The sequence below is a fragment of the Oryzobacter telluris genome (assembly GCF_043099285.1).
In the GTDB taxonomy this organism is placed as follows: Bacteria; Actinomycetota; Actinomycetes; order Actinomycetales; family Dermatophilaceae; genus Oryzobacter; species Oryzobacter telluris.
In genome coordinates this window covers 582820-608447 of the sequence record NZ_CP170723.1, presented here as the reverse complement: position 1 = coordinate 608447, position 25628 = coordinate 582820, and the positions used below count along the sequence as shown (strand labels likewise).

At 70.7% G+C, this 25628-nt stretch carries 17 protein-coding genes and 1 tRNA gene; 10 read left to right on the top strand and 8 right to left on the bottom strand.

The window, feature by feature from the left end:
• The first annotated feature begins 23 nt into the window (after positions 1-23).
• Positions 24-1064 (top strand): hypothetical protein, encoded by a 1041-nt coding sequence (locus ACFLFB_RS02640; protein ID WP_392544152.1) that lies wholly within the window; start codon positions 24-26, stop codon positions 1062-1064.
• 37 nt (positions 1065-1101) lie between these two features.
• On the opposite strand, the gene ACFLFB_RS02635 is transcribed toward ACFLFB_RS02640, so the two are convergent.
• From ACFLFB_RS02635 to ACFLFB_RS02620, 4 genes are all read right to left on the bottom strand, one after another.
• Positions 1102-2097: an anion permease gene (locus ACFLFB_RS02635; RefSeq protein WP_392544151.1), complete on the bottom strand. Its 996-nt coding sequence runs from the start codon at positions 2095-2097 to the stop codon at positions 1102-1104.
• Positions 2098-2101: 4 nt separating this feature from the next.
• Positions 2102-2725, bottom strand: coding sequence for a DUF47 domain-containing protein (locus ACFLFB_RS02630; RefSeq protein WP_392544150.1), 624 nt, complete (start codon positions 2723-2725; stop codon positions 2102-2104).
• A 133-nt stretch (positions 2726-2858) separates the two neighbouring features.
• Positions 2859-3080: a hypothetical protein gene (locus ACFLFB_RS02625; protein WP_392544149.1), complete on the bottom strand. Its 222-nt coding sequence runs from the start codon at positions 3078-3080 to the stop codon at positions 2859-2861.
• Positions 3081-3371: 291 nt separating this feature from the next.
• Entirely contained in the window at positions 3372-4016 is a 645-nt protein-coding gene (locus tag ACFLFB_RS02620) for a hypothetical protein (RefSeq protein WP_392544148.1), read from the bottom strand.
• Between the two features lie 122 nt (positions 4017-4138).
• Between ACFLFB_RS02620 and ACFLFB_RS02615 the strand changes: the two genes are divergently transcribed.
• The 5 genes from ACFLFB_RS02615 to ACFLFB_RS02595 all read left to right on the top strand — a co-directional run bounded on the left by ACFLFB_RS02615 (position 4139) and on the right by ACFLFB_RS02595 (position 8624).
• Positions 4139-5293 carry a YihY/virulence factor BrkB family protein gene (locus ACFLFB_RS02615; protein WP_392544147.1) on the top strand — a complete coding sequence of 385 codons (1155 nt, stop codon included), beginning with the start codon at positions 4139-4141 and terminating at the stop codon, positions 5291-5293.
• Positions 5294-5393: 100 nt separating this feature from the next.
• The gene (locus ACFLFB_RS02610) at positions 5394-6452 is read left to right on the top strand and encodes a serine/threonine-protein kinase (RefSeq protein ID WP_392544146.1); all 1059 of its coding nucleotides are present in this window, start codon (positions 5394-5396) and stop codon (positions 6450-6452) included.
• A gap of 149 nt (positions 6453-6601) precedes the next feature.
• Positions 6602-6677 (top strand) — tRNA-Lys (locus tag ACFLFB_RS02605).
• Positions 6678-6728: 51 nt separating this feature from the next.
• Complete coding sequence (locus ACFLFB_RS02600; RefSeq protein ID WP_392544145.1) at positions 6729-7382, top strand: RraA family protein; 654 nt, start codon at positions 6729-6731, stop codon at positions 7380-7382.
• Positions 7383-7436: 54 nt separating this feature from the next.
• Positions 7437-8624 carry a PLP-dependent aminotransferase family protein gene (locus ACFLFB_RS02595; RefSeq protein ID WP_392544144.1) on the top strand — a complete coding sequence of 396 codons (1188 nt, stop codon included), beginning with the start codon at positions 7437-7439 and terminating at the stop codon, positions 8622-8624.
• A gap of 30 nt (positions 8625-8654) precedes the next feature.
• Here ACFLFB_RS02595 and ACFLFB_RS02590 read toward each other — a convergent pair whose 3' ends face one another.
• Together ACFLFB_RS02590 and ACFLFB_RS02585 are read right to left on the bottom strand one after the other, a co-directional pair.
• Positions 8655-9680 carry an NADP-dependent oxidoreductase gene (locus ACFLFB_RS02590; RefSeq protein WP_392544143.1) on the bottom strand — a complete coding sequence of 342 codons (1026 nt, stop codon included), beginning with the start codon at positions 9678-9680 and terminating at the stop codon, positions 8655-8657.
• Between the two features lie 155 nt (positions 9681-9835).
• Positions 9836-10024 carry a hypothetical protein gene (locus ACFLFB_RS02585; protein ID WP_392544142.1) on the bottom strand — a complete coding sequence of 63 codons (189 nt, stop codon included), beginning with the start codon at positions 10022-10024 and terminating at the stop codon, positions 9836-9838.
• A gap of 74 nt (positions 10025-10098) precedes the next feature.
• On the opposite strand from ACFLFB_RS02585, the gene ACFLFB_RS02580 reads away from it, so the two are divergent.
• From ACFLFB_RS02580 to ACFLFB_RS02570, 3 genes are all read left to right on the top strand, one after another.
• Positions 10099-10575: a MarR family winged helix-turn-helix transcriptional regulator gene (locus ACFLFB_RS02580; RefSeq protein WP_392544141.1), complete on the top strand. Its 477-nt coding sequence runs from the start codon at positions 10099-10101 to the stop codon at positions 10573-10575.
• Between the two features lie 240 nt (positions 10576-10815).
• A complete protein-coding gene (locus tag ACFLFB_RS02575; protein ID WP_392544140.1) occupies positions 10816-11394 on the top strand; it encodes a TMEM165/GDT1 family protein in 579 nt (192 codons plus the stop codon).
• Positions 11385-12206 (top strand): transglutaminase family protein, encoded by an 822-nt coding sequence (locus ACFLFB_RS02570; RefSeq protein WP_392544139.1) that lies wholly within the window; start codon positions 11385-11387, stop codon positions 12204-12206. The genes ACFLFB_RS02575 and ACFLFB_RS02570 overlap by 10 nt, the downstream gene beginning before the upstream one ends.
• An 11-nt stretch (positions 12207-12217) precedes the next feature.
• On the opposite strand, the gene ACFLFB_RS02565 is transcribed toward ACFLFB_RS02570, so the two are convergent.
• The gene (locus ACFLFB_RS02565; protein ID WP_392544138.1) at positions 12218-13399 is read right to left on the bottom strand and encodes an AGE family epimerase/isomerase; all 1182 of its coding nucleotides are present in this window, start codon (positions 13397-13399) and stop codon (positions 12218-12220) included.
• Entirely contained in the window at positions 13399-14232 is an 834-nt protein-coding gene (locus ACFLFB_RS02560) for a D-hexose-6-phosphate mutarotase (RefSeq protein ID WP_392544137.1), read from the bottom strand. The genes ACFLFB_RS02565 and ACFLFB_RS02560 overlap by 1 nt, the downstream gene beginning before the upstream one ends.
• A gap of 201 nt (positions 14233-14433) precedes the next feature.
• Between ACFLFB_RS02560 and ACFLFB_RS02555 the strand changes: the two genes are divergently transcribed.
• Entirely contained in the window at positions 14434-25587 is an 11154-nt protein-coding gene (locus ACFLFB_RS02555; RefSeq protein ID WP_392544136.1) for an MBG domain-containing protein, read from the top strand.
• Positions 25588-25628: the final 41 nt, after the last annotated feature.

Below are 25628 nucleotides of genomic sequence, written 5' to 3'. Positions count from 1 at the left end.
GTGCTCGCCGTGATGGTGGGGTGGTGCGGGTGGAACTGGCAGGGCTGGAGGTCGCTTTCCTCGCCACGGAGGCGCGGGGCGAGGGTCTCGACCAGCGCCGGCTGTCCACGGCCACGAGGAACGGGCAGGTGCTCCGCCTCGGGCGAGGGATCTACGCCGACCCGACACGCTGGCCCGATGACCGGGTGCAGCGCCACCGGATGATGGCGCGCGCTGCCGGCCGCGCTGTGGACGGCTGCGCGGTGAGCCACGTCAGTGCCGCCCTCCTGCACGGCCTGCCGTGGCCCAGGACCCCGCTCCCTCGCCCATCGGTGACGATCGAGGACCAGGTGCGTTCGAGGTCTCCCGGATCCTGGATGACGCTGTACCGAGGAGAGCTCACACCGCACCATCTCGAGGCCGACGACGACATACAGCGGACGACCCTCGCTCGCTCTGTCGTCGACAGCGCCCGGCACCTCACTGTCGGCGATGGGCTGGCCATGGCCGACTCCGCGGTCCGCGCTGGCCTCACGACCGTCACGGACCTCCGGACGATGCGCGACTTCCAGCGCCGGTGGCCGGGGATCCTTCGAGGCGAGGCCGTCCTCTCCCTGCTCGACCCCCGCCGGGAGACCTGGCTGGAGTCCTGGTCGGCCGCGGCCTTCCACCGGATGGGGCTGCCGCGGTGGATCCCCCAGGTCGTCGTGCACGACACCCAGGGCCGCTTCCTCGGCCGAGTCGACGGCTCCTGGCCCGGCCTCGGCGTCGTCGCGGAGGCCGATGGTCGCGGCAAGTACCTGGGCGACGTCGACCCGACCCTCGACCGCCGCCCCGAGGCGGTGGCGAGCCGCGTGCTCGCAGCCGGTGAGCGCGAGGTCGGCCTCAGGGCGTGCGGCCTCGGGGTCGTCAGGTGGACCACCGCCGACATCACGACACGCCAGCTGCTGGTCGAGGCACGATGGCGCAGCGAGGTCGAGCGGACCGATCCCCGGCGCATCCGTGCCCACCTGACGTGCTCGTGCTGCCGAGCACCCCTGACTTCGTGCGACTTCGGTACGGATTACGGGCGCGCGGCCGCCTGAAACCGCACCAAAGTCGCACGAAGTCGGCTTCGGGGGGTCAGGTGAGGAGGGAGAGGGCGCCGTAGGCGAGGGCGGCGGCCACGCCGGCGCCGGGGAACGTGAGCACCCACGCCAGGACGATCTGGCGCGCCACCCCCCAGCGCACCGCCTTGGCCGACTTCGTGGCCCCCGCGCCCATGATGGCCGAGGTGATGGCGTGCGTCGTCGACACCGGCGCCCCCGTGGCCGTCGCCACGTAGAGCACCGCCGCGGCCGTCGTCTCGGCCGCGAACCCCTGGGGCGGGTCGAGGTCGATGATGCGCCGCCCGAGCGTGCGCATGATCCGCCACCCGCCGGCGTACGTGCCCAGCGACAGCACCACCGCCGACAGCGCGATGACCCACACCGGGATCGACTCGTCCCCCGGGGCCCGGTGCCCGCTGGCGATGAGCGTCAGCGCCACCACGCCCGCGGTCTTGGGCGCGTCCTGCATCCCGTGCCCGAACGCCATCGCCGCGGCCGACACCGTCTGCGCGTACCGGAACCCCCGCGCCGTCGGCCCCGGACGGGCCCGCCGGAAGATCCACAGGATCGCCGCCATCACCGCGAACCCGGCGACGAGCCCCACCACCGGCGACAGCACCATCGGCACGAGCACCTTGTTGACGATGCCGTCCCACTTCACGGTCGCCCCGCCGGCGAGCGCCGCCCCGCCGAGACCGCCGATCAGCGCGTGCGACGACGACGACGGCAGCCCCCGCCACCACGTCAGCATGTTCCACCCGGTCGCCCCGACCAGCGCCCCCGCGCAGATCGCGACGCCGGTCCCGCCCATCGGCACCTCGATGATGTCGCTGCCGATGGTCTGCGCCACCCGCACCCCGACGAACGCCCCGAGCAGGTTCATCACCGCGGCGAGCGCGAGCGCGATGCGCGGGGTCAGCGCCCGCGTCGTCACCGAGGTGGCGATCGCGTTGGCGGCGTCGTGGAAACCGTTGGTGTACGTGAAGCCCATCGCCAGCACGACGACGAGCGTGACGGGCAGCCAGTCCACCCGCTCAGGACTCCCGGACCGCGATCGACTCCACCTTGAGCGCCACCTGCTCGAAGCCGTTCGCCGCCGCCTCGAGCGCGTCGATGATGTCCTTGTGCTTCATCACCGTGATGGGGTCGGCCTTGGGGGTGTTGAACAGCTCGGCGAGCATCCGGCGGTACTGCTTGTTCGCCCGGTTCTCCAGCCGGCTGACCTCGGCCCAGTAGGCGGTGAGCCCCTTCATCGAGCGCAGCCGCGACATCGCGTCGGCGGTGAGCTCGGCCATCCGGGAGATGACCTCCACCTGCTTGGCCACGCGCGGCAGCACCTCGTCGACGCGGTACAGCACGATGAGGTCGACCGCCGCCTCGATGAGGCCGACGCACCCGTCGAGCTGCACGGCCAGCCCGTGCATGTCGGCGCGGTCGAAGGGCGTGACGAACGAGCCGTTGACCTGGCGGATGATGGCGTGGGCCGCCTCGCCCGACGACGCCTCGATCTCGTGGACCCGCTTGAGGATGAGCTCACGCTCCTCGGCCGACGCCCCGAGCAGGGTCGTCAGCTCGCCCGCGGCGTCGACGAGGTGCCGCGCGGAGGCGGCGAACAGCTCGAAGAAGCGGGGGTCCTGCGGGGTGAGGCGGATGCCCACGGTCGGTCTCCTGAACAGGGGGCCAGGTCGTGTGCACAGGTTATGTCCACGAGGAGGACGGCGGGTAGCCGGGGGCCGTCCGGTCTCGCCGCACGACGGAGGCGTCCGGCGGGTCGCGAGGACGCGCCGGGGCTCAGTGCTCGACGGCCCCCGCGGGGTCGGTCACGGCCACCTCGGCCGGGGCGCCGACGCCGCGAGCGTCCTCGTCCGCAGCGTCCTCGCCATCGAGGCCGAGGACCTCGTCGATCTCGGCCTGGCTCAGCGCCGACTCGTGCTGTGACGCCGCGAGGACCAGCTCGCCAACGAGCTTGATCTCGTTCTCGAGCTGCTCGTCATGGAGCGAAGGGTCCTGCATCACGAGGTCGACACTACGGGCGCGCGGACGACAGATGGCCGTTGTCCACAGCAAATGACTCGATCGGGCCCCCCTGTCCGTCGAACCGTCGGGGCGAGGCCGGCCCGTCGGGGCGCGGCGCAGCGGAAGGGAGGAAGTGGGTGCCGGACCGGGAGCGCCTCACGGCGCGAGGCCGCTCGAAGCGGCTGATGTTGGGACCCGGGGCTGCCGCGGCCCGGCACCCACCGTCGACACTAACGCCTCGGGGTCCGTGAGGTGTTCCCGAACGCGAACAGCGACTCCCGCGGACCCTCAGTCGAGGTCGTCGGAGCGCCAGAGCCGCGCGCTGGCCCGCAGGTCCTCGCCGGTCGTCAGCATCGCCGCCGCGGACGTCGTGAGGTCGTGCGCCCCGCCCGGGTCGAGGGCGTCACGGTCGTGGGCCAGCTCGGCCCGTCCCGCCGAGATGACGGCGCAGAACGCCGCCGCCCGCTCGAGCGCCACCGCGAGGTCGCCCTCGAACACCCCCGCGAGGATCTGGTCGGCCACCCGCTGCAGCTCCTCGGGCCGGGGCGGTTCGGCGATGCCGGCCACGGCGTGCGCGACGTCGGTGAACCGGATGCCCGCGGCGTACTGCCGGCTGGCCTCCTCCGGGCTGCGCCGCACCCACTCGCGCAGCGCGTACAGGCGCCACAGCGCCCCCGGCAGCGACCGCGCCGGCCGGGCCGACCACAGGTCCGCGACGGTCGACAGGCCCAGGTCGTCGACGAGCCCGACGAGCCGCGAGGTGACCTCGGGGTCGTGCGCGGCCCGTCCCGTCCCCACGAGGATCGCGGCCGTCTGGTGCGCCACCTCGGTGACCTCCGCGGGCCCGGGGCGGGTGCCACCGTGCGCCTCGAGCCCACCGGGCCCGAGGGGCACCGGCCGTCGGGGCAGGGCGCGTCCGCCGTCCGTCGTCATCGCGCAAGTGTCGCACCGGCTCCCCCGCGCCACCCGGCAAGGGCTCGGGGCGCGTCCGTCACCGCAGGTCCGGGCCGTCCCTCGGGGCCGCCGGATGCCGCTGCGCGGGTTAGGTTGGAGGCGTGGCGCGCCTCCCCGAGTCCCCGACGGACCTCCGCCCGGAAGGGTGGCGGTACACGGCCACGGCCGCTTTCGCGAAGTTCCAGCGCGACCAGTGCACCGACCTCGCGGCCGCACTCACGTACTACTCCGTCCTCGCGGTCTTCCCGGCCCTGCTCGCCCTGATCTCCCTCCTCGGCGTCTTCGGCCAGGGCGAGTCCACGACGCAGGCGCTGCTCGACGTCATCAAGCAGCTCGGCCAGACCGACACGGCCGAGCAGCTCGAGGAGCCCATCCGCGCGATGGTGGGGGCGAGCGGCGCCGGGTTCGCCCTCGTCCTCGGCATCGCGACCGCGCTGTTCTCCGCGTCGGGCTACGTGGGGGCCTTCGGGCGCGCGCTCAACCGCATCTTCCAGGTCGACGAGGGGCGCCCGGTATGGAAGCTGCGCCCGCAGCAGGTGCTCATCACCCTCCTGCTCGTCCTGATGGCGGCGCTCGTCCTCGTCGGGCTCGTCGTCAGCGGCCCCGTCGCGGAGGGCGTGGGCCGCGCCATCGGGCTGGAGGGCGCCACCGTCACGACCTGGGGCGTCGTCAAGTGGCCGGTCATCCTCGCCGTCGTCGTCTCGATGGTGGCCGTCCTCTACTACTGGACGCCCAACGTCCGGCAGCCCCGGTTCCGCTGGGTCTCGGTGGGTGCCGGCGTCGCGATCATCCTGTGGGTGCTGGCCTCCGTGGGGTTCGGCTTCTACGTCACGACGTTCGGGTCGTACGCCAAGACCTACGGCTCGCTCGCCGGCATCGTCGTCTTCCTGCTGTGGCTGTGGATCACCAACCTCGCGCTGCTCTTCGGGGCGGAGGTCGACTCCGAGCTCGAGCGGGCGCGCGAGCTGCAGGCCGGCATCCGGGCCGAGCGCACCCTGCAGCTGCCGCCGCGCGACGACTCCGGGGCGGTGAAGGCCGCGGGCAAGCTCGAGGAGCGGGTGCTCGAGGGTCGCCGGATCCGGCTGGATGCCGAGGCCGCGGCCGCCTCCTCGGGGGTTGGAGAGCGCGCGGACGGGTACGGACGAGGGCGTGACCAGACCCGACGAGTCCCCTCTCGAACCCCCGCCCACGATGGCGTCGATCTCGAGCCGCTCCCCTCGGAGCTCGCCGCCGGAGGCAGGCGTGACACCCCCTGACCGGGAGGCTCGACAGACCTTCAACATCGCAGGTGAATGGCCGTCCTCCGACGACCTCGCGCGGGGCTATGCTCAGCGACGTGAGCCACCGGACCCCTCAATGAGCCGCCTCGATGTCGGCAGCGTCCTGGGTGGCCGCTACGCCCTCGTCGGACGCATCGCGTCGGGAGGCATGGGGGACGTCTGGGAGGCACGCGACGACGTCCTCTCGCGTGATGTCGCGGTCAAGGTGCTGCGCCCGGGGACCGACGAGGAGGTCTTCGCCCAGCGGTTCCGCAGCGAGGCGCTCTACGCCGCCAACCTGTCGCACCCCAACGTGGCCACCGTCCTCGACTACGGCGAGGACGACCCGTTCGCCTACCTCGTCCTCGAGCTCGTCCCGGGAGAGCCGCTGTCAGCGCTCGTCCAGCGCGAGGGCGCCCTCGACCCCGCGCGCGTCCGCTCGATCATGGGGCAGGCGGCGCTGGCCCTGGGCGCGGCCCACGAGGCCGGTGTGGTGCACCGCGACGTCAAGCCCGCGAACATCCTCGTCACCCCCGAGGGCGCCGTGAAGCTCACCGACTTCGGCATCGCCCGCGCGGTCGACGGGTCTGGGCAGACACAGACCGGTGAGGTCCTCGGCACGCCGCACTACCTCTCCCCCGAGCAGGCCCTCGGCGAGCGGGCCACCGGCGCGTCGGACCTCTACGCCCTCGGCATCGTGGCGCACGAGATGCTCACCGGCAGAAGGCCTTTCGACAAGGGAACCCCCGTGGCCACAGCCCTGGCCCAGGTGAACGAGCCCCCGCCGCCGCTGCCCCCGCACGTCCCGCCGGAGCTGCGCTCCCTCATCGAGCAGTGCCTGATGAAGAAGGCCGAGGAGCGCCCCGCGAGCGCCCGCGAGCTCGGTGAGCGCCTCGGCCTGCGGGAGTCCGACCTCCCGGAGACCGCTGCCAGCGCGGCCGCGGTCGTCGGCAAGGCCGAGCTGGACGAGGCCGGGATGGACGACCGACCCGCGGCCCCGCCACGATGGACCGGTGACGCCGACCCGACCCCGACCCCGACCTCGGTCGGCGTCGTGCAGGCTCCGCCGGGCCACGTCCACTGGGCGTGGATCCCGGCCATCAGCTTCGTCGTCCTCGCCGCCGCCGCGGTGGCCTGGTACGGGTTGACCCACTGAGGGGTGGGGTGACCGAGGGGCGCGCGTGTGGGCTCGCCCCTCGGTCGGTGGCCCGCACGGCAGGGGTGCCGTGCGGGCCACCGGTACGCCCCGGGCGCCGGCGCACGGACTGCCCTCGTGGGCGATACTGTCGCCCGGGCGCGAGCCCGGGGCCTCTAGCTCAATTGGCAGAGCTGCGGACTTTTAATCCGTAGGTTGTGGGTTCGAGCCCCACGGGGCCCACCACCTCGCACGTCGGCCGTCCCGGCCCCCCTCCCTCGACGAGAGGACCCGTCCATGTCCGAGCCCGTGCTGGACCGCCTGCGGAACCTGTCGACGACCAGCCTCGTGGACGCCTCGCCGGCCCTGCGCGTCCTGCCCGCCCGGCTGCGACCGGTCGCCCCCGGACACCACCTCGTCGGCCGGGTCGTCACGGCCCGGGCCGAGCGAGACCTGATGTCGGTCATCCACGCGCTGCGCGAGTCCGGGCCGGGGGACGTCCTCGTGGTGGACGCCGGCGGGGACGAGCGCGCCGTCGCCGGCGAGCTGTTCGGCACGGAGGCCCTGCGCCGCGGGCTGGCCGGGATCGTCATCCTCGGCCGGTCGCGGGACACGGCCACCCTCGCCGCCCTGCCCCTGCCGGTCTGGTCGACGGGCGCCGCTCCCAACGCCTACCCGGCCAAGGCCCTCCCCGAGACCGGCGTCCCCCTCGACCTCGACGGGGTGCGGGTGAACCCCGGCGAGATCATCGTGGGCGATGACGACGGGCTCGTCGTGGGGTCGGAGGACGAGCTCGCCGCCGCCCTCGACGGTGCCGAGGCGATCGAGGAGCGGGAGAAGGCCCTCCGGGCCCGGATGCTCGACGGTGCCTCCCTCTTCGACGCCATGAACTACGACGAGCACCTGGCCGCCCTGCGCGAGGGGCGGCCCGGAGGGCTGGCCTTCGGCTGAGCCACCCGGCGACCGACCGACCGCCTCGACAGCGCCACCGCAGGGAGACCAGCCATGACCTCGTTCGCCCGCCGCGCCGAGCGCGTCCAGCCCTCGGCGATCCGCGAGTTCCTCTCTCTCGCAGGCGATCCGCGGATCACGTCGTTCGCGGGCGGCTACCCCGACCCGACGCTGTTCCCGATGGACGACCTCCACTCCATCTACGACGACCTGCTGTCGGCGGGCAACGCGTCGGCCCTGCAGTACACGGCCTCCGAGGGACTCCCGGCCCTGCGCGCCCTCGTCGCGGCCCGCCTCACCGCCGACGGCATGCCGTGCGAGGCCGACGACGTCCTCATCACCCAGGGCGGCCAGCAGGGCCTGGACCTCACGGCGAAGCTCTTCGTCGACGCCGGTGACGTCATCGTCACCGAGCGGCCGACCTTCCTCGGGGCGCTCATCGCCTTCAACCCGTGCGAGCCCGACTACCGCTCGGTGCCGATGGACGAGGAGGGGATGGACACCGACGCCCTCGAGCGGGTCCTGCGCACCACCGACCGGGTGAAGATCGTCTACACGGTCCCGGACTTCCAGAACCCCACCGGCCGCACGATGAGCCTGGCCCGGCGCCGCCGGCTGGTCGAGCTCGCCGAGGAGCACGACGTCGTCGTCCTCGAGGACACGCCCTACCGCGAGCTGCGCTACGAGGGCGAGCGGCTCCCCACCATCAAGAGCCTGGACACCGGCGGCCGCGTCGTGCACCTCGGGAGCTTCTCGAAGATCCTCGCGCCCGGCCTCCGCCTCGGCTGGGCCCTCGCGGACCCCGAGGTCCGCGAGAAGCTGGCGCTGCTCAAGCTCGCCGCCGACACCCAGAACGGCACGCTCAACATGCGCGCGGCCGCGGCCTACCTCGCCCGGCACGACATCGAGGCGCACATCGCGGGCATGCTCCCGACCTACCGCCACCAGCGCGACCTCATGCTCGCGACGATGCAGGAGCACTTCCCCGAGGGGATCACCTGGACGCGCGCGGAGGGCGGCCTCTTCACGTGGGTGACGTTCCCGGAACGCCTCGACGTGGCCGCCTTCCAGCGCGACGTCCTCATCCCGCAGGCGGGCGTCATCATCGTGCCCGGCACGCCGTTCTTCGCCGACCGCCCCGAGGCGAACCACGCCCGGATGAGCTACTCGGGGGTCCCGGACGAGCGCCTGGTGGCCGGGGTGCAGTCGATGGGCCGCCTGCTCCGCGACGCGCTGGCCTGAGCGGCCCCGGGCGGGGCCGCTCAGCGCAGGTCAGAGGCGGACGACCATCTTGCCGGTGTTGTCTCCGCGCAGGACGCCGAGGAAGGCGTCGACCGCGTGGTCGATGCCGTCGACGAACGTCTCGCGCGACTGCAGCCGGCCCTCGGCGATCCACTGCGCGGCGTGGCCCGCGTACTCACGGGCGAGGTCCCAGTGGTCGCCGACGAGGAACCCCTCGATGCGGCCGCGGGTCTGGATGAGGCGGGACAGGTTGCGCGGGCCGGGAGCCGGTTCGGTGTCGTTGTAGACCGAGATCGCGCCGCAGACGGCGATCCGCCCACCCTGGCGCAGCGACCCGATCGCGGCCTCGAGGTGCTCGCCGCCCACGTTGTCGAAGTAGACGTCGATGCCGTCGGGGGCGGCCTCGCGCAGCTGGCGCGACACGGGCCCGTCCTTGTACGAGAACGCGGCGTCGAAACCGAGGTCGTCGATGACGTGCGCCACCTTCTCGGCCGACCCCGCCGACCCGATGACGCGGCTCGCGCCGAGCGCCTTCGCGACCTGTCCGGCCACGCTGCCGACGGCGCCGGCGGCACCCGAGATGAAGACGACGTCGCCGGGCTTGACCGCAGCGACCCGGGTGAGGCCGGCGTAGGCGGTGAGCCCCGTCATCCCGAGGACGCCGAGGTAGGCGGTCGCGGGGGCGGCGCTCGTGTCGACGACCCGGGCGGCCGAGGCGTCGAGCACCGCGACCTCGCGCCAGCCGAGGCCGTGCAGCACGTGGTCACCGACCGCGAACCCGTCGGCCCGCGACTCCTCGACGACGCCGACGGCTCCGCCCTGCATCGCCTCGCCGAGCTCGTACGGCGCGGCGTACGACTTCGCGTCGCTCATCCGGCCGCGCATGTACGGGTCCACCGACATCGCGACGTTCCGCACCCGGACCTGGCCGTCGGCGAGCTCGGGGACCGCGCTCTCGACGAGCTCGAAGTCGGCGGCCGTCGGCCAGCCCACGGGGCGCGAGACGAGGCGGACCTCGCGGGGAGCGGCGGTGGGGGACGCGGTGGTGGCGGACATGGGGACCTTCCGGCGTGGGGACGGGGCGACCGTCACGTCCAACGGCGCCAGGCCGTCGGCTATGCCGTGACCCCCGCCACCTCGGACCGCCGCACACCCCGGGACGGCCCGGGTCGAACCGGGACGAACCGGGCCGTCCCGGGGTGTGCGGTCGGTCAGGCGCGGTGTGCTCCGCGGCCGCGCCGGGCGGCCTCGACCTTGTCCGCCTTCTCGCGGCGCAGCTTCATCTGGGGGTCGTCCTGCGTGCCGAGCTGTGCCGGCCCGAAGACGCTGACGGCGGCGTACCGGAGCCGCCATCCGATCCGGTACCCGAGCGAGAGACCCTCGCGGTCGGCCTTGGCCATGGCGTCCTCCAGATTGTTAGTGCACTAAGTGTTATGACGCAAAGAATACCTCCCCCGGCCGCTACGATGAAATCGTGACCCATCCACCGAACATCCAGGCCAGCGCCGTGGACGTCGACGTCGACCTCCTCGCCCTCGACCGCCAGGTCTGCTTCGCCCTCGCCGTCGCGTCGCGCAACGTCATCGGGATCTACCGCCCGATCCTCGAGCCGATGGGCCTCACCCACCCGCAGTACCTCGTGATGCTCGCCCTCTGGGAACAGTCCCCGCTGCGGGTCTCGGAGATCGCCGAGCGGCTCAGCCTCGAGCCCGCCACGCTCTCCCCCCTGCTCAAGCGTCTCGAGGCCGCCGGGCACGTCAGCCGTGAGCGCGACCGCACCGACGAGCGCGCGGTGGCCGTCTCCCTCACACCGTCCGGTCGCCGGCTGCGCCGGCGGGCCGAGCGGATCCCGCCAGCCGTCATCGAACGGCTGGGCATGGAGGTCGCCGAGCTCGAGGACATCCGTGACCGCCTGACCTCGCTCATCGACGCGACCCGGCGCGTGGACTGACCGACCCGCGGACGACCGCGTCCACCGATTTCCGGCGGCGTCGAGGTGCCCGGTAGCGTGCCCGGTGAAAGGGAGTAGTCCCCAATCGCCGCGTCGACACGCTGACCTCCGGGTCCGGTGCGGTGGGCCACCTCAGGTGGCGGACGAGACTTTCGGCCACTGCACGCACCCACCACCACGGGCGCGCCTGGCCGAAGGCGCGTCCGGACGCTCCTCGGCGGGGTGCGCGAGGAGACCCACATGTACGCGTTCCTGCTCAGTACCGCCGTCATCTTCGTCGCCGAGCTCGGCGACAAGAGCCAGCTCATGGCGATGACGTTCGCCACCCGCTACAAGGTCCGCGACGTCCTCATCGGGATCACCGTCGCGACTGCGGTCGTCCACCTCGCCTCGGTCGCCATCGGCGCCGCGGTCGGCACGGCCTTCAGCCGGTACCAAGGGGCGATCTCGATCGTCGCCGGACTGGCCTTCTTCGCCTTCGCCCTCTGGACGCTGCGCGGTGACGAGCTCACCGAGGACGAGGCCGACAAGGCCCGCCGCTCCACCGGCGCCGCGCTCCTCGCGGTCGGTGTCGCCTTCTTCCTCGCCGAGCTCGGCGACAAGACCATGCTCGCCACGATCACCCTGGCCACCCAGGAGAGCTGGTTCGGGGTGTGGGTCGGCAGCACGCTCGGGATGGTCGTGGCCGACGCCCTCGCCATCGGCGTCGGTGCCGTGCTGGGCAAGAAGCTTCCCGAGAAGGTCATCAAGTACGGTGCGGCTGTGGCCTTTGCCGTGTTCGGAGCACTCCTCGTCGCGCAGGGCGCGGGATGGCTGTGACCGGCGCGACCTCGTCCACCGTCCGGGTGGTCCTCGGCATCCCCGTCGACGACGCGGGCCGCATCGCCGTGTCCGTCGCCGTGGCCGACCACCTCGAGCGCACCGAGTCGCTGACCGTCGTCGGCCCCGACGGGTCGCCCGTGGCGCACCACGAGGTGCTGTTCGACCGCGGCACCCGGCTGCACGTCATCGACGCGCCGGTGGGTGAGGTGACGGTCACCTACGACGCCACGGTCTCGCTGGCCGAGCGCGAGCCCGAGCCCGTCACCGAGGCCGAGGCGCTCACCTACGTCCTGCCCAGCCGATACTGTCCGAGCGACCGCGTGGAGGGTTACGCCACAGCGGAGTTCGGCGGCTTCACCGACGACGCGTCGCGGGCACTGGCGATCGTGCAGTGGGCGCACCGGCGGCTGTTCTACCTCCCGGGGTCGACCACCTACACCGACGACGCCCTCACCCCCCTCCTCACCGGACAGGGCGTCTGCCGCGACTACGCGCACCTCGTCACGATGATGTGCCGCGCCCTCGGCATGCCGGCCCGCTACGTCTCGGTGTACGCCCCGGGGCTGTCGCCGATGGACGCGCACGCGGTCGTCGAGGTGGCCGTGGACGGCGTGTGGCGGCTCGTCGACGCGACCCACCTGGCTCCGCGGGCGTCGATGGTGCGCATCGGGACGGGGCGTGACGCGGCCGACGTCGCCATCACCACCGGTCTCGGGGGTCGTTCCGGGGCACCGCGGTTCGAGGTGACCGCCACGGCCGCGCCCTCACTGCCGGAGGACGACCCGGCGGCCCTCGTGTCGCTCGCCTGAGCGGAGCAGCGTCAGGCCTCGAGCGGGGTGACGAGCGCGCCGAGGCAGTGGTAGACGTCGGGCCGTCCGGGCCAGATCTGCCCGGCCTCGCGCAGGTCGTCGTCGAGCTCGTTGCGCCAGGTGCCGTTGCCGTCGACGAAGTAGCGCGCGGCGTGGTCCCAGAGGCGTCGGTACCAGCCCTCCCAGTGGGTGTCGCCGGTCCGACGGACCAGGGCGGCCGTCACCTGGATGCCCTCGCACACCGGCCAGTGCAGCCGGACGTCGGCGACGGGAGCGCCGTCCCAGTCGACGGTGTAGACCAGCCCCGGCCGGCCGTCGAGGGCCCACCCGCCGTCGAGGGCGCGGCGGGTCAGCTGCTCAGCGCCCTCGAGCAGCCAGTCCGGCGACCCCACCAGGGGTGACGCCTCGAGCTGGAGGAGGAAGCGGGCCCACTCCAGCGAGTGCCCGAAGGTGGCGCCGAACGGCCGGAAGGGGTGCTGCGGGTCGTCGCGGTTGTACTCGGGTAGCTCCTCCCAGGTCGCCGAGAAGTGCTCGGGGAGAAGCCACTCGTGCTGTCGGGCCGCCCGGTTGACCAGCCGGTCGGCGACGTCGAGGGCTCGCTCGTGCCAGACGGCGTCACCCGTGGCGCGGCCCATCGCCACGAACGCCTCGACCCCGTGCATGTTCGCGTTGGCTCCGCGGTACGCCTCGGGCGAGGTCCAGTCGGGGGCGAACGACTCGCGCAGGGCGCGGGCGTCCTCGTCCCACAGGTGGGTGTCGACGACCTCGACGACCTGTTCGAGGAGCCGGCCAGCGGAGGGGTGACCGACACCGAGCGCGGTCGCCGCCGCCAGCCCGACGTGGACGTGGTCGTAGGTGGACTTCGGTGTCTCGGTGCCGGGTTCGGTGAACCAGCCCCCGTTCACCGGGTCCGCGTGCAGCCCGGTGAGCGACTCCATCGCGTGGTCGAGCAGGTCACCCGACCCCGGGATGCCGTGCCGCACGCCGACCGCCGACGCCCACGCCATCCGGGCGGTGAGGAAGAGCAGCGGTCGCTTCCCCGGCAGCGGGGCACCGTCGGCGTCGAGCCAGTCGAAGCCGCCACCGGCGCGGATCGAGGGCAGCGCGAACCCGAGGACGTCGGCCATCCCGCCGCGCAGCCACGCCTGGTGGGTCGGCGCGTCGAGCCACGACGGCCCGGCGGCGGCGCTCATCAGGACTCGACCTCGACGCGGTAGGTGAGCGAGTGCGAGTCCCCGGGCGCCACCGTGACGGCGTTCTCGAAGGCGTTCGCGCCCTCGACGCAGAGGAAGCCGGTCCAGTCGTCGTCGCCGATGTCGGGCACCTCGGCCGCCTTGTCGGCCCACGGGTTCCAGACCACGACGTTGGCGGCTCCCTCGGTGGAGACGACGAGGCGGCGGCCGAGGACGGGGTCGACCACGGTGACCGGCTCGCTCGTGCGGAAGACGGCGTCGGTCTCCCCCGCGAACCCGACGGGACCGGACTGCACCCGCTCGGTCCCGGCGACCTTGTCGAAGTACGACCGGCCGTCGAGGCCCTCGAGGGTGGACCGGCGGACGTCACCGACGACGAGGTAGGCGTGCAGCGCCTCCTCGACGATGAACGGCGCGTCCCCCGTGTTCGTCGTCGTGAGGGTGAGCTCGAGGGTGTCCCCGAGGCGGGCCTGCAGCTCGAGGGAGTACCGGTGCGGCCAGTGGGGCGAGGACGCCTGCTCGTCGGTGATGTGGTGCGTGACGACGAGGGTGCCGTCGTCCTCCTCCGCCGACACCCGCTCCCACGCGGCCGTGCGGACGAAGCCGTGGGCCGGCTCGAGCCCTCCCGCGCGGCCCGGACCGAACCACGGCCAGCAGACGGGAACCCCACCCCGGATGGAGCGCCCCGGCTCGAATCGCGCCGTCGTGCTCACGTAGAGCACGGGGGCGGCCCCGGCCGGTGCCCAGCGGGTGACCTGCGCGCCCTGGTCGTGCACCTCCCCGGTGCAGCGCGAGGTCTCGACGGCGAGCGGCGGCGGGAGGGAGTCGGCCATGACCCCGACCCTACGGAGGAGGACGGCGGCGGGCCACACGCCAGTCGTCCCGCACCGATCGGTGGCCCTGTCAATAGCCCACCTGGGTCCCCGCTGTGAGGACGCACAACCGCGCAGAACCCGGTACCCCAAACGTCTGTGCAGGTCAGCGACCTGCCTTTACCTTGACTTGACCATTACTTTGCTCGCAGGGGAGGGCTCATGAGCCCACGTTCGATGGTGCGCGTTCTCGCCACCGCAACCGTCGCCGTCGTCGTCATCACCACCGGTGGGGGTGCCGCACTCGCCGACAGCCTGCAGAACGACGTGATCGCCGGAGGAAGCGCGGGCGTGGTGGTCGGCGAAAGCACGACCGTGAACTTCTCCGTCGCCGCCGCGAACGACGATGGGGCCGAGGGGTGCAACGTCGGCAGCGAGGCCACGCTGACCGCCGCGGTCAACCTCGATGTCACGGGCATTGCCACGGCGAACGTGGCAACCCTGGACTTCACCTCCTGCGACGTCGCCGTCCCCCTGGTCCTCACCGGTGTGAGCGCCGGTTCCGTGACCGTGTCGCTCACGGAAGAGACCAACGGCACGAGCGGGTCCTTCGACTTCGAGCCGGCCTCGTTCACGTTGGTGGTCGATGACCCTGCGCCTGCCGACACCCCGTCACCTTCGTCCACCCCCACCGTCGCGGCACCTGCTCCACGGAGCGACTTCATCGTCGAGTTCGTGTCAGGTGTCACCAGTGCGGAACAGCGCACCGACCTGGACGCCGTTGACGCCGTCAGCACCCGAGCCGTTCCCGCCCTGCGGATGCACTCCGCCTCCCTCACCGCCGCGGGCGTGGACGCCCTTCGGGCGAACCCGGACGTGCTCCGGGTTGAGGCCGACAAGGTGCGCGAGGCCCAAGGCGCCCCGAACGACCCGTCGTACGACTCCCAGTGGGCCCTGCCCAAGATCGAGTGGGACTCGGCATACGGCACCGTGACTCCGTCCGGGTCGGCGACCGTCGCCGTGCTGGACACCGGCGTCGACGTGACGGCAGACCTCACCGGCAAGGTGCTCTCCGGTGCTTCCATGCTCGAGGGCGTGAGTGGCACCGATGACGCGAACGGTCACGGCACCGCGATGGCCTCCATCGTCGCGGCGGGCACGGACAACGACACCGGCATCGCCGGCGTCGGGTATCACGGCGTCAGCGTCATGCCCGTGAAGGTCCTGGGTGCTGACGGCACCGGCCAGGACTCCGACATCGTCGCCGGCGTCGTGTACGCCGCGGACCACGGCGCCGACGTGATCCTCATGTCGTTCTCGAACCCGGGTCGCAGCGAGGCGCTCCAGGCCGCCGCCGACTACGCCTGGTCGAAGGGCGTCGTCCTCGTCGCCGCCACGGGGAACGACGCCTCCACGGTCGCGACCTACCCGGCCGGGCTCGCCAAGGTCGTCGGCGTCTCCGCCACCGACCGTGTCGACGCCTTGTGGTCCGGCTCCAACTCGGGTGACGACACCTTCCTCGCCGCTCCCGGTGACGACATCGCCACCGGCGCCGCATCGATCACCGGCACCTCCGCCGCGGCCGCCATCACCGCGGCCTCCGCAGCTCTCGTCAGGGCCAACGACCCCTCCGCCTCGAACGGGGTCGTGGTCGGTCGCCTCGCCCGCACGGCGGACGCCGCAGGCACCGTTGCCGACACCGGTAACGGCCGCGTCAATCTCGCACGCGCCCTGGGCGACACCTCGACCTCGTCCGTCGTCCCCGCGGGTGTCGCCGGCAGCGGCGGCCCCATCGTCGGCCCGTACGTCGCCGCAGCCAACGTCAGCGCGCAGATTCAGGCTCAGGACAATCCCGCCTGCACGACCGGCTCGGGCTGTACGTCGCCTTGGCAGACCACCAGCCTCAACTCCACCACACCCGGCTGGAGCGAGCTCGACACCGTCCCGATGCGGGTTTACTTCCAGGCCAACCAGGCGAACGCGTCCACGACGACATTGACTCTCGATATTGACCACTCCAAGTCCGGAAGCCAAGGCCTCGACATCCTCGAAGGTCTGCAGGACCCGGCAAACCGCAGCAGCAACGTCACCCTGACCAACGTCGCGTTTTCCAAGGCCACGAACGGGTCGGGCGCGGAGACGTACACGTACAGGTTTGACGTCAAACTGACCTCCAACGCGGAGGGATGGATTCAGTTCTCGACGCAGCTGATGGCCGGAGCTCACAACTTCACCGGTAACTCGCTGGCGGTCCAGCTCACGCCTGGCGGCGGCACACTCGCCTTCACGAAGCCGCGGACTGCTCCCGGGTCGCCTGACCTCAAGCTCACGAAGACCGCCGTTTCGACCGTGGCACCGGGTCAGACCATCACCTACTCACTCGCATACCGGAACGCCGGGACCGATGCCGCGACCGGGGTGCAAATGACCGACGTCCTGCCCCCCGGCGTGACGTACGTTGCCAACAGCTGCTCCACCCCGTGCAAGTACGACGCCCTGACGAGGACCCTCTCGTGGAAACTCGGGACGATCAACGGCGGCTCCACGAGTGTGACCCGAACGTACCGAGTGACGGTGGGCTCGGCATTCGCCAACAACGCGACCTTCACCAACGACGCCAAGATCCTGAGCGCCGAGAACGACGCGAGCCTGGCGGACAACTCCAGCAAGCTGACGACGACCGTCGTCGTGCCGGGCATCTCCGGCACGGTGTTCGACGACGCCAACGCCAACGGGTGGGACGAGACGGACACCGGCCTGGCTGGCGCGACGGTCAAGCTGTACCTCGACACCAGCAACACTGGCGCCAACCTCGGCGTGTGGGACGCAGGCGATACCCAGGTGGGTTCTCAAATTCAGACTCCGGCGTCGGGGGACTGGACCTTCGGCCCTCTGACTTTGGGCACGAACCGGACCTACTTCGCGGTTCGGACCGCGAACCCGACTGGCTATTCGTCGTCTGGCTCTGTTGCCGGCAGCAACACCAACACCACGACTACGGCTCCATCCAATGACGTGATCAAGGTCGTCTTTGGCTCAGGTACCACAGGAGCCAGCTACAACAACAAGTTCTTGGCGCAGGTCGCCCAGCGCAGCACCACCACCACATTGACCCGGACGAGCGGGGCGAACCCCAGCACCTACGGTTCTGCCGTCACGTTCACGGCGACCGTGACCGCAACGGCCGGCAACCCGAGCAGTGTCGGCACCGTGACCTTCAAGGACGGCACCACGACCGTGTGCTCGGCCGTGTCGCTCTCCGGCAACACCGCCACGTGCACGGTGTCGAACCTGTCCGTTGCAGGCAGTCCCCACAGCCTGACGGCCGAGTACAGCGGCACGACGACCGGGACTCTCTACCAGGCAAGCACCAGCGGCCCCGTGGCCCAGACGATCACGGCCAAGAGCCTGGCCGGCGCCTTCACGGTCTCGGACAAGGTCTATGACGGCAGCACGTCGGCGTCCATCCTGACCCGGAGCCTGACCGGCGTGGAGACCGGTGACACGGTCACCCTCACCGGTGGGTCGGCCACCTTCTCCGACAAGAACGTCGGCACCGCCAAGACGGTGACCGGTAGTGGGTTCACCCTGTCCGGCACTCACGCCGGGAACTACACCCTCGGCTCGGTCGCCACCACGACCGCCGCCATCACCGCCAAGTCCCTCACCGGCAGCTTCACCAGTGCCAACAAGACCTACGACGGCACCACCACCGCCACCGCCACCAACCGCACCCTCACCGGCGTCGTCGGCGCCGAAGACGTCACCCTGACCGGCGGAACCGCCACCTTCGCCGACAAGAACGTCGCAACCAACAAGACCGTCACCCTCACCGGCGCCACCCTGTCCGGCACCCAGTCCGGCAACTACACCCTCGGCTCGGTCGCCACCACGACCGCGGACATCACCGCCAAGTCCCTCACCGGCAGCTTCACCAGCGCCAACAAGACCTACGACGGCACCACCACCGCCACCGCCACCAACCGCACCCTCACCGGCGTCGTCGGCGCCGAAGACGTCACCCTGACCGGCGGAACCGCCACCTTCGGCGACAAGAACGTCGGCACCGGCAAGACCGTCACCCTCACCGGCGCCACCCTGTCCGGCACCCAGTCCGGCAACTACACCCTCGGCTCGGTCGCAACCACGACCGCGGACATCACCGCCAAGTCCCTCACCGGCAGCTTCACCAGCGCCAACAAGACCTACGACGGCACCACCACCGCCACCGCCACCAACCGCACCCTCACCGGCGTCGTCGGCGCCGAAGACGTCACCCTGACCGGCGGAACCGCCACCTTCGCCGACAAGAACGTCGGCACCGGCAAGACCGTCACCCTCACCGGCGCCACCCTGTCCGGCACCCAGTCCGGCAACTACACCCTCGGCTCGGTCGCCACCATCACCGCGGACATCACCGCCAAGCCGATCACGGTGACCGCGGACCCGAAGGCCAAGACTTACGGCCAGGCAGACCCGGCACTGACCTACACCGCCCCCGACGGGTCCCTGGAAAGCGGTGACACCTTCACCGGGTCGCTGACCCGCGCCGCAGGCGAGAGCGCCGGGTCCTACGCCATCCTGCAGGGCACCCTGAGCGCCGGCACCAACTACGCCATCACCTACGTCGGCGCGAACCTGGCGATCGGGGCCAAGACCGTCACGGGATCGTTCACGGTCTCGGACAAGGTCTATGACGGCAGCACGTCGGCGTCCATCCTGACCCGGAGCCTGACCGGCGTGGAGACCGGTGACACGGTCACCCTCACCGGTGGGTCGGCCACCTTCTCCGACAAGAACGTCGGCACCGCCAAGACGGTGACCGGTAGTGGGTTCACCCTGTCCGGCACTCACGCCGGCAACTACACCCTCGGCTCGGTCGCCACCACGACCGCCGCCATCACCGCCAAGTCCCTCACCGGCAGCTTCACCAGTGCCAACAAGACCTACGACGGCACCACCACCGCCACCGCCACCAACCGCACCCTCACCGGCGTCGTCGGCGCCGAAGACGTCACCCTGACCGGCGGAACCGCCACCTTCGCCGACAAGAACGTCGCAACCAACAAGACCGTCACCCTCACCGGCGCCACTCTGTCCGGCACCCAGTCCGGCAACTACACCCTCGGCTCGGTCACCACCACCACCGCAGACATCACCGCCCGCGCGTTGACCGTGACCGCGGACGCGAAGGCCAAGACCTACGGCGAGCCCGAGGTGGCCCTGACCTACCAGGTCACCACCGGAACCGTGGCCACCGGCGACGCCTTCACCGGCTCCCTGACCCGCGAGCCCGGCTCGGACGTGGGCGCCTACGCGATCACCCAGGGCACCCTGGCCCTCAGCGGCAACTACGACCTGAGCTTCGTGGGCGCCGACTACACCATCACCGCCCGCCCGATCACCGTGAGCGCGGTGACCGACACCAAGACCTACGACGGCACCACCAGCTCGGACCAGACCCCCACCCTCAGCCCCAACGCCCTGGTCGGCACCGACACCGCGAACTTCACCCAGTCCTTCGACACCAAGAACGTGGGCACCGGCAAGACCCTGACCGCCACCGGCCAGGTCCAGGACGGCAACAACGGCAACAACTACGCCGTCACGTTCGTCGAGGACACCACCGGCTCGATCACCGCCCGCGCGTTGACCGTGACCGCGGACGCGAAGTCCAAGACCTACGGCGAGCCCGAGGTGGCCCTGACCTACCAGGTCACCACCGGAACCGTGGCCACCGGCGACGCCTTCACCGGCTCCCTGACCCGCGAGCCCGGCTCGGACGTGGGCGCCTACGCGATCACCCAGGGCACCCTGGCCCTCAGCGGCAACTACGACCTGAGCTTCGTGGGCGCCGACTACACCATCACCGCCCGCCCGATCACCGTGAGCGCGGTGACCGACACCAAGACCTACGACGGCACCACCAGCTCGGACCAGACCCCCACCCTCAGCCCCAACGCCCTGGTCGGCACCGACACCGCGAACTTCACCCAGTCCTTCGACACCAAGAACGTGGGCACCGGCAAGACCCTGACCGCCACCGGCCAGGTCCAGGACGGCAACAACGGCAACAACTACGCCGTCACGTTCGTCGAGGACACCACCGGCTCGATCACCGCCCGCGCGTTGACCGTGACCGCGGACGCGAAGTCCAAGACCTACGGCGAGCCCGAGGTGGCCCTGACCTACCAGGTCACCACCGGAACCGTGGCCACCGGTGACGCCTTCACCGGCTCCCTGACCCGCGAGCCCGGCTCGGACGTGGGCGCCTACGCGATCACCCAGGGCACCCTGGCCCTCAGCGGCAACTACGACCTGAGCTTCGTGGGCGCCGACTACACCATCACCGCCCGCCCGATCACCGTGAGCGCGGTGACCGACACCAAGACCTACGACGGCACCACCAGCTCGGACCAGACCCCCACCCTCAGCCCCAACGCCCTGGTCGGCACCGACACCGCGAACTTCACCCAGTCCTTCGACACCAAGAACGTGGGCACCGGCAAGACCCTGACCGCCACCGGCCAGGTCCAGGACGGCAACAACGGCAACAACTACGCCGTCACGTTCGTCGAGAACACCACCGGCTCGATCACCGCCAAGTCCCTCACCGGCAGCTTCACCAGCGCCGACAAGACCTACGACGGCTCCACCACCGCCACCGCCACCAACCGCACCCTCACCGGCGTCGTCGGCGCCGAAGACGTCACCCTGACCGGCGGAACCGCCACCTTCGCCGACAAGAACGTCGCAACCAACAAGACCGTCACCCTCACCGGCGCCACCCTGTCCGGCACCCAGTCCGGCAACTACACCCTCGGCTCGGTCACCACCACCACCGCGGACATCACCGCCAAGCCGATCACGGTGACCGCGGACCCGAAGTCCAAGACCTACGGCCAGGCAGACCCGGCACTGACCTACACCGCCCCCGACGGGTCACTGGAAAACGGTGACACCTTCACCGGGTCGCTGACCCGCGCCGCAGGCGAGAGCGCCGGGTCCTACGCGATCCTGCAGGGCACCGTGAGCGCCGGCACCAACTACGCCATCACCTACGTGACGGCGGACTTCACCATCGCCAGGAAGGCCTTGAACGTCAACGCGGTCGCGGACTCCAAGACCTACGGCGCGACCGACCCGACCTTCGCCTGGACCTACACCGGGTTCATCACTGGCCAGGACGCCGACACCGTGACGATCAGCGGCGACGCCGACTGCACCCGCACCACAGGTGAGTCCGTGGCCGGCAGCCCGTACACGATCACCTGCACCCCGGGCACCCTGTCCGCCGCGAACTACAGCTTCACCACCGGCACCACCGCGAACTTCACCGTCGGTCAGCGCCCGGTGACGATCACCGCCGCGCCCAAGTCCAAGACCTACGGCAACGCCGACCCGGCCTTCACCTACGCCATCAGCTCCGGCAGCCTGGCCTTCAGCGACGCCTTCACCGGCACCCTGACCCGCGACGCCGGCGAGGACGTGGGCACCTACCCGATCACCCAGGGCACCGTGGCGCTGAGCCTCAACTACGCGTTGACCTACGCGGGCGCGAACCTCACCATCACCCAGCGGGCCGTGACGATCACTGCCGACCCCAAGTCGAAAACCTACGGCGACGACGACCCAGCCTTCACCTACGCCATCACCTCAGGGACGCTGGCCTACACCGACGCCTTCACCGGCACCCTGACCCGCGACGCCGGCGAGGACGTCGGCACCTACCCGATCACCCAGGGCACCGTGGCCCTGAACGCCAACTACGCGTTGACCTACGCGGGCGCGAACCTCACCATCACCCAGCGGGCCGTGACGATCACTGCCGACCCCAAGTCGAAGACCTACGGCGATGACGACCCAGCCTTCACCTACGCCATCACCTCAGGGACGCTGGCCTACACCGACGCCTTCACCGGCACGCTGACCCGCGACGCCGGCGAGGACGTCGGCACCTACCCGATCACCCAGGGCACCGTGGCCCTGAACGCCAACTACGCGTTGACCTACGCGGGCGCGAACCTCACCATCACCCAGCGGGCCGTGACGATCACTGCCGACCCCAAGTCGAAGACCTACGGCGATGACGACCCAGCCTTCACCTACGCCATCACCTCAGGGACGCTGGCCTACACCGACGCCTTCACCGGCACGCTGACCCGCGACGCCGGCGAGGACGTCGGCACCTACCCGATCACCCAGGGCACCGTGGCCCTGAACGCCAACTACGCGTTGACCTACGTGGGCGCGAACCTCACGATCGGTCAGCGCCCGGTGACGGTGACCGCGGCAGCGAAGTCCAAGACCTACGGCTACGACGACCCGGCCTTCACCTACGCCATCAGCTCCGGCAGCCTGGCCTTCAGCGACGCCTTCACCGGCACGCTGACCCGCGACGCCGGCGAGGACGTCGGCACCTACCCGATCACCCAGGGCACCGTGGCCCTGAACGCCAACTACGCGTTGACCTACGCGGGCGCGAACCTCACCATCACCCAGCGGGCTGTGACGATCACCGCCGCGCCCAAGTCCAAGACCTACGGCAACGCCGACCCGGCCTTCACCTACGCCATCAGCTCCGGCAGCCTGGCCTTCAGCGACGCCTTCACCGGCACCCTGACCCGCGACGCCGGCGAGGACGTCGGCACCTACCCGATCACCCAGGGCACCGTGGCCCTGAACGCCAACTACGCCCTGACCTACGTGGGCGCGAACCTCACCATCGCCCAGCGCCCCATCACGGTCACTGCGGACCCGAAGTCCAAGACCTACGGCAACGCCGACCCGGCCTTCACCTACGCCATCAGCTCCGGGACGCTGGCCTACACCGACGCCTTCACCGGCACGCTGACCCGCGGCCCGGGCGAGGACGTCGGCTCCTACACGATCCGCAGGAACACCCTGTCCGCAGGACCGAACTACGACCTGACCTATGTCAGTGCGGAGCTGACCATCGGCCAGGCGACCCTGAACGTCAACGCCGTCCCGAAGGCCAAGACCTACGGCGACTCCGACCCGGCCTTCACGTGGACCTACACCGGGTTCCGGAACGGTGACACCTCCTCCACCACCACGATCGGCGGGAGCGCGGGCTGCACCCGCGTCACAGGTGACTCGGTCGCCGCTAGCCCCTACACGATCACCTGCACCGCCGGCAGCCTGTCCGCTCTCAACTACGGCTTCACCACCGGCACCACCGCGTATCTGACCATCGGTCAGCGCCCGGTGACGGTGACCGCCGCGCCGAAGTCCAAGACCTACGGCGACGCCGACCCGGCACTGACCTACTCGATCACCTCCGGGACGCTCGCCTACACCGACGCCTTCACCGGCGGCCTGACCCGCGACCCCGGTGAGAACGTCGGCACCTACACGATCCGCAAGAACACGCTGACAGCAGGCTCGAACTACGACCTCACCTACCTAGGTTCGAACCTGACGATCGGCAAGGCGACGTTGACGGTGACGGCCAAAGACAAGGTCCGCGAGTACGGAGAGGCCAACCCGCCACTCGACGCGTTGATCAGCGGGTTCAAGAGGAGTGAGGACCTGGCATCTTCGGGTGTGACGGGTTCCCCCACTTGCTCGACGACGGCAACGGCGACGAGCCCGGTGAACGGGTCGACGGGTTACCCGATCACCTGTGCGTCGGGCTCGGGCCCGGGTGCGTTGGCGGCGGCGAACTACGACTTCGCGTTCGTAACCGGCAAGCTGTGCCTGACCAGGGCGCCGTTGGTGATCACGGCCGCGGCCAAGACACGGGTGTACGGGGATGCGAACCCGGTGCTGACCGGGTCGATCGTCGGGCTCAAGAACGCTGACGCGATCACAGCGTCGTACTCCACAAGTGCGATCGTGACCTCGAGCGTGGGCAACTACGCGATCACGCCGGCGGCCGTTGACTCCTCCCCCGCCAAGCTCGGCAACTACACGCTGACTCTGTCCGACGCGGCGTTGACGGTGACCAGGGCGCCGCTGATGATCACGGCGGCGGACAAGACACGCGTGTACGGGGAAGCGAACCCGGTGCTGACCGGGTCGATCGTCGGGCTCAAGAACACTGACGCGATCACGGCGTCGTACTCCGCAAGTGCGACCGTGGCCTCGAGCGTGGGCAACTACGCGATCATGCCGACAGCGGTCGACTCCTCCCCCACAAAACTGGGCAACTACACCGTGACGCTCGTCAATGGGAACCTAGCCATCACCAGGGCCACGTTGACGGTGACCGCCGACAACAAGACGCGGGAGTACGGCATGCCGGAACCGGCGTTCACGGCGACGATCAGCGGCTTCAAGAACAGCGAAAACCTGGCGACGTCCGGCGTGTCCGGTGATGCCTCGTGCTCGACCGTGGCCACCTACGCCAGCGTGACCGGCAGCTACGACATCAACTGCTCGCTCGGGACACTGTCCGCGGGGAACTACGGCTTCACGTTCGCCAAGGGCACCCTGACGATCACCCCCCGTCGGGCCGTCGTCGCCTACATCGGTCAGACGACCTTCGTCAGCTCCGGCAGCAGCAGCACCACGGCCCAGGTGACCTTGACGGCCAGCGTCGCGGATCCTGACGGACGAGGGAACCTCGTTGCCGGGACGGTGGACTTCTTCGATCGGAAGTCCAACAAGATGCTCGCCAGCGGAGTGAAGGTCAGCCCGGTGTCGAACACCGAGACCCGTACGGGCACCGCGACCACCACCATCACCTTGAGCACCGGGCAGTACGGCGCCGAGCAGTACCTCGTCGAGGTCCGGCTCGCCGGGCAGTTCACGAACGACCAGCAGTACCTGGCAGACCCCGCGACTGATGCGTACCAGGCAACTCACCCAGTGGTCACCGTGATGATCCCGCCCACCGCCTACTCGACCCAGGGCGCGGCCTCGCTCGCCAAGCTGGCCTCCGCCGCTGGAACCTACGCGGATGCCACGCAGGGCGGGTACACCCTGGGCATGAAGTACAACAGCAAGGGCACCAACCCCCAGGGCCAGATCCAGCTCGTTCTCCAGCGTGCGAGTGGCACCTATTACATCAAGTCGAACTCCATCTCGTCACTGGCCTTCTCCGGGGCAGCCGGCTCCGCCCCCGCGAAGGACGTCACGATCTACACGAAGGCCAGCATCTACAGGATCGAGAGCAACGGCACGCAGACGAGTATCGAGGGAGGCGTCACGCTGAGGGTGGACGCCCACGAGGGCTGCGGGACGAGCCCCACCTGTTCGGGAAGCGGTGGGGACACCATCGGATTCACCGTGCTCTCGAGCAAGGACAGCTCGCTGTACTACTCGAACAACTGGGCCTACGACTCGAACACCAAGTCCTTCAGGACGATCCAGCAGTCCGTGACCGGCGCCAACGGCGTCGTGATCAACTGAGTCGATCAGTCGAAGGGCCGGTCGTCTTGCCTGGCGGCCGG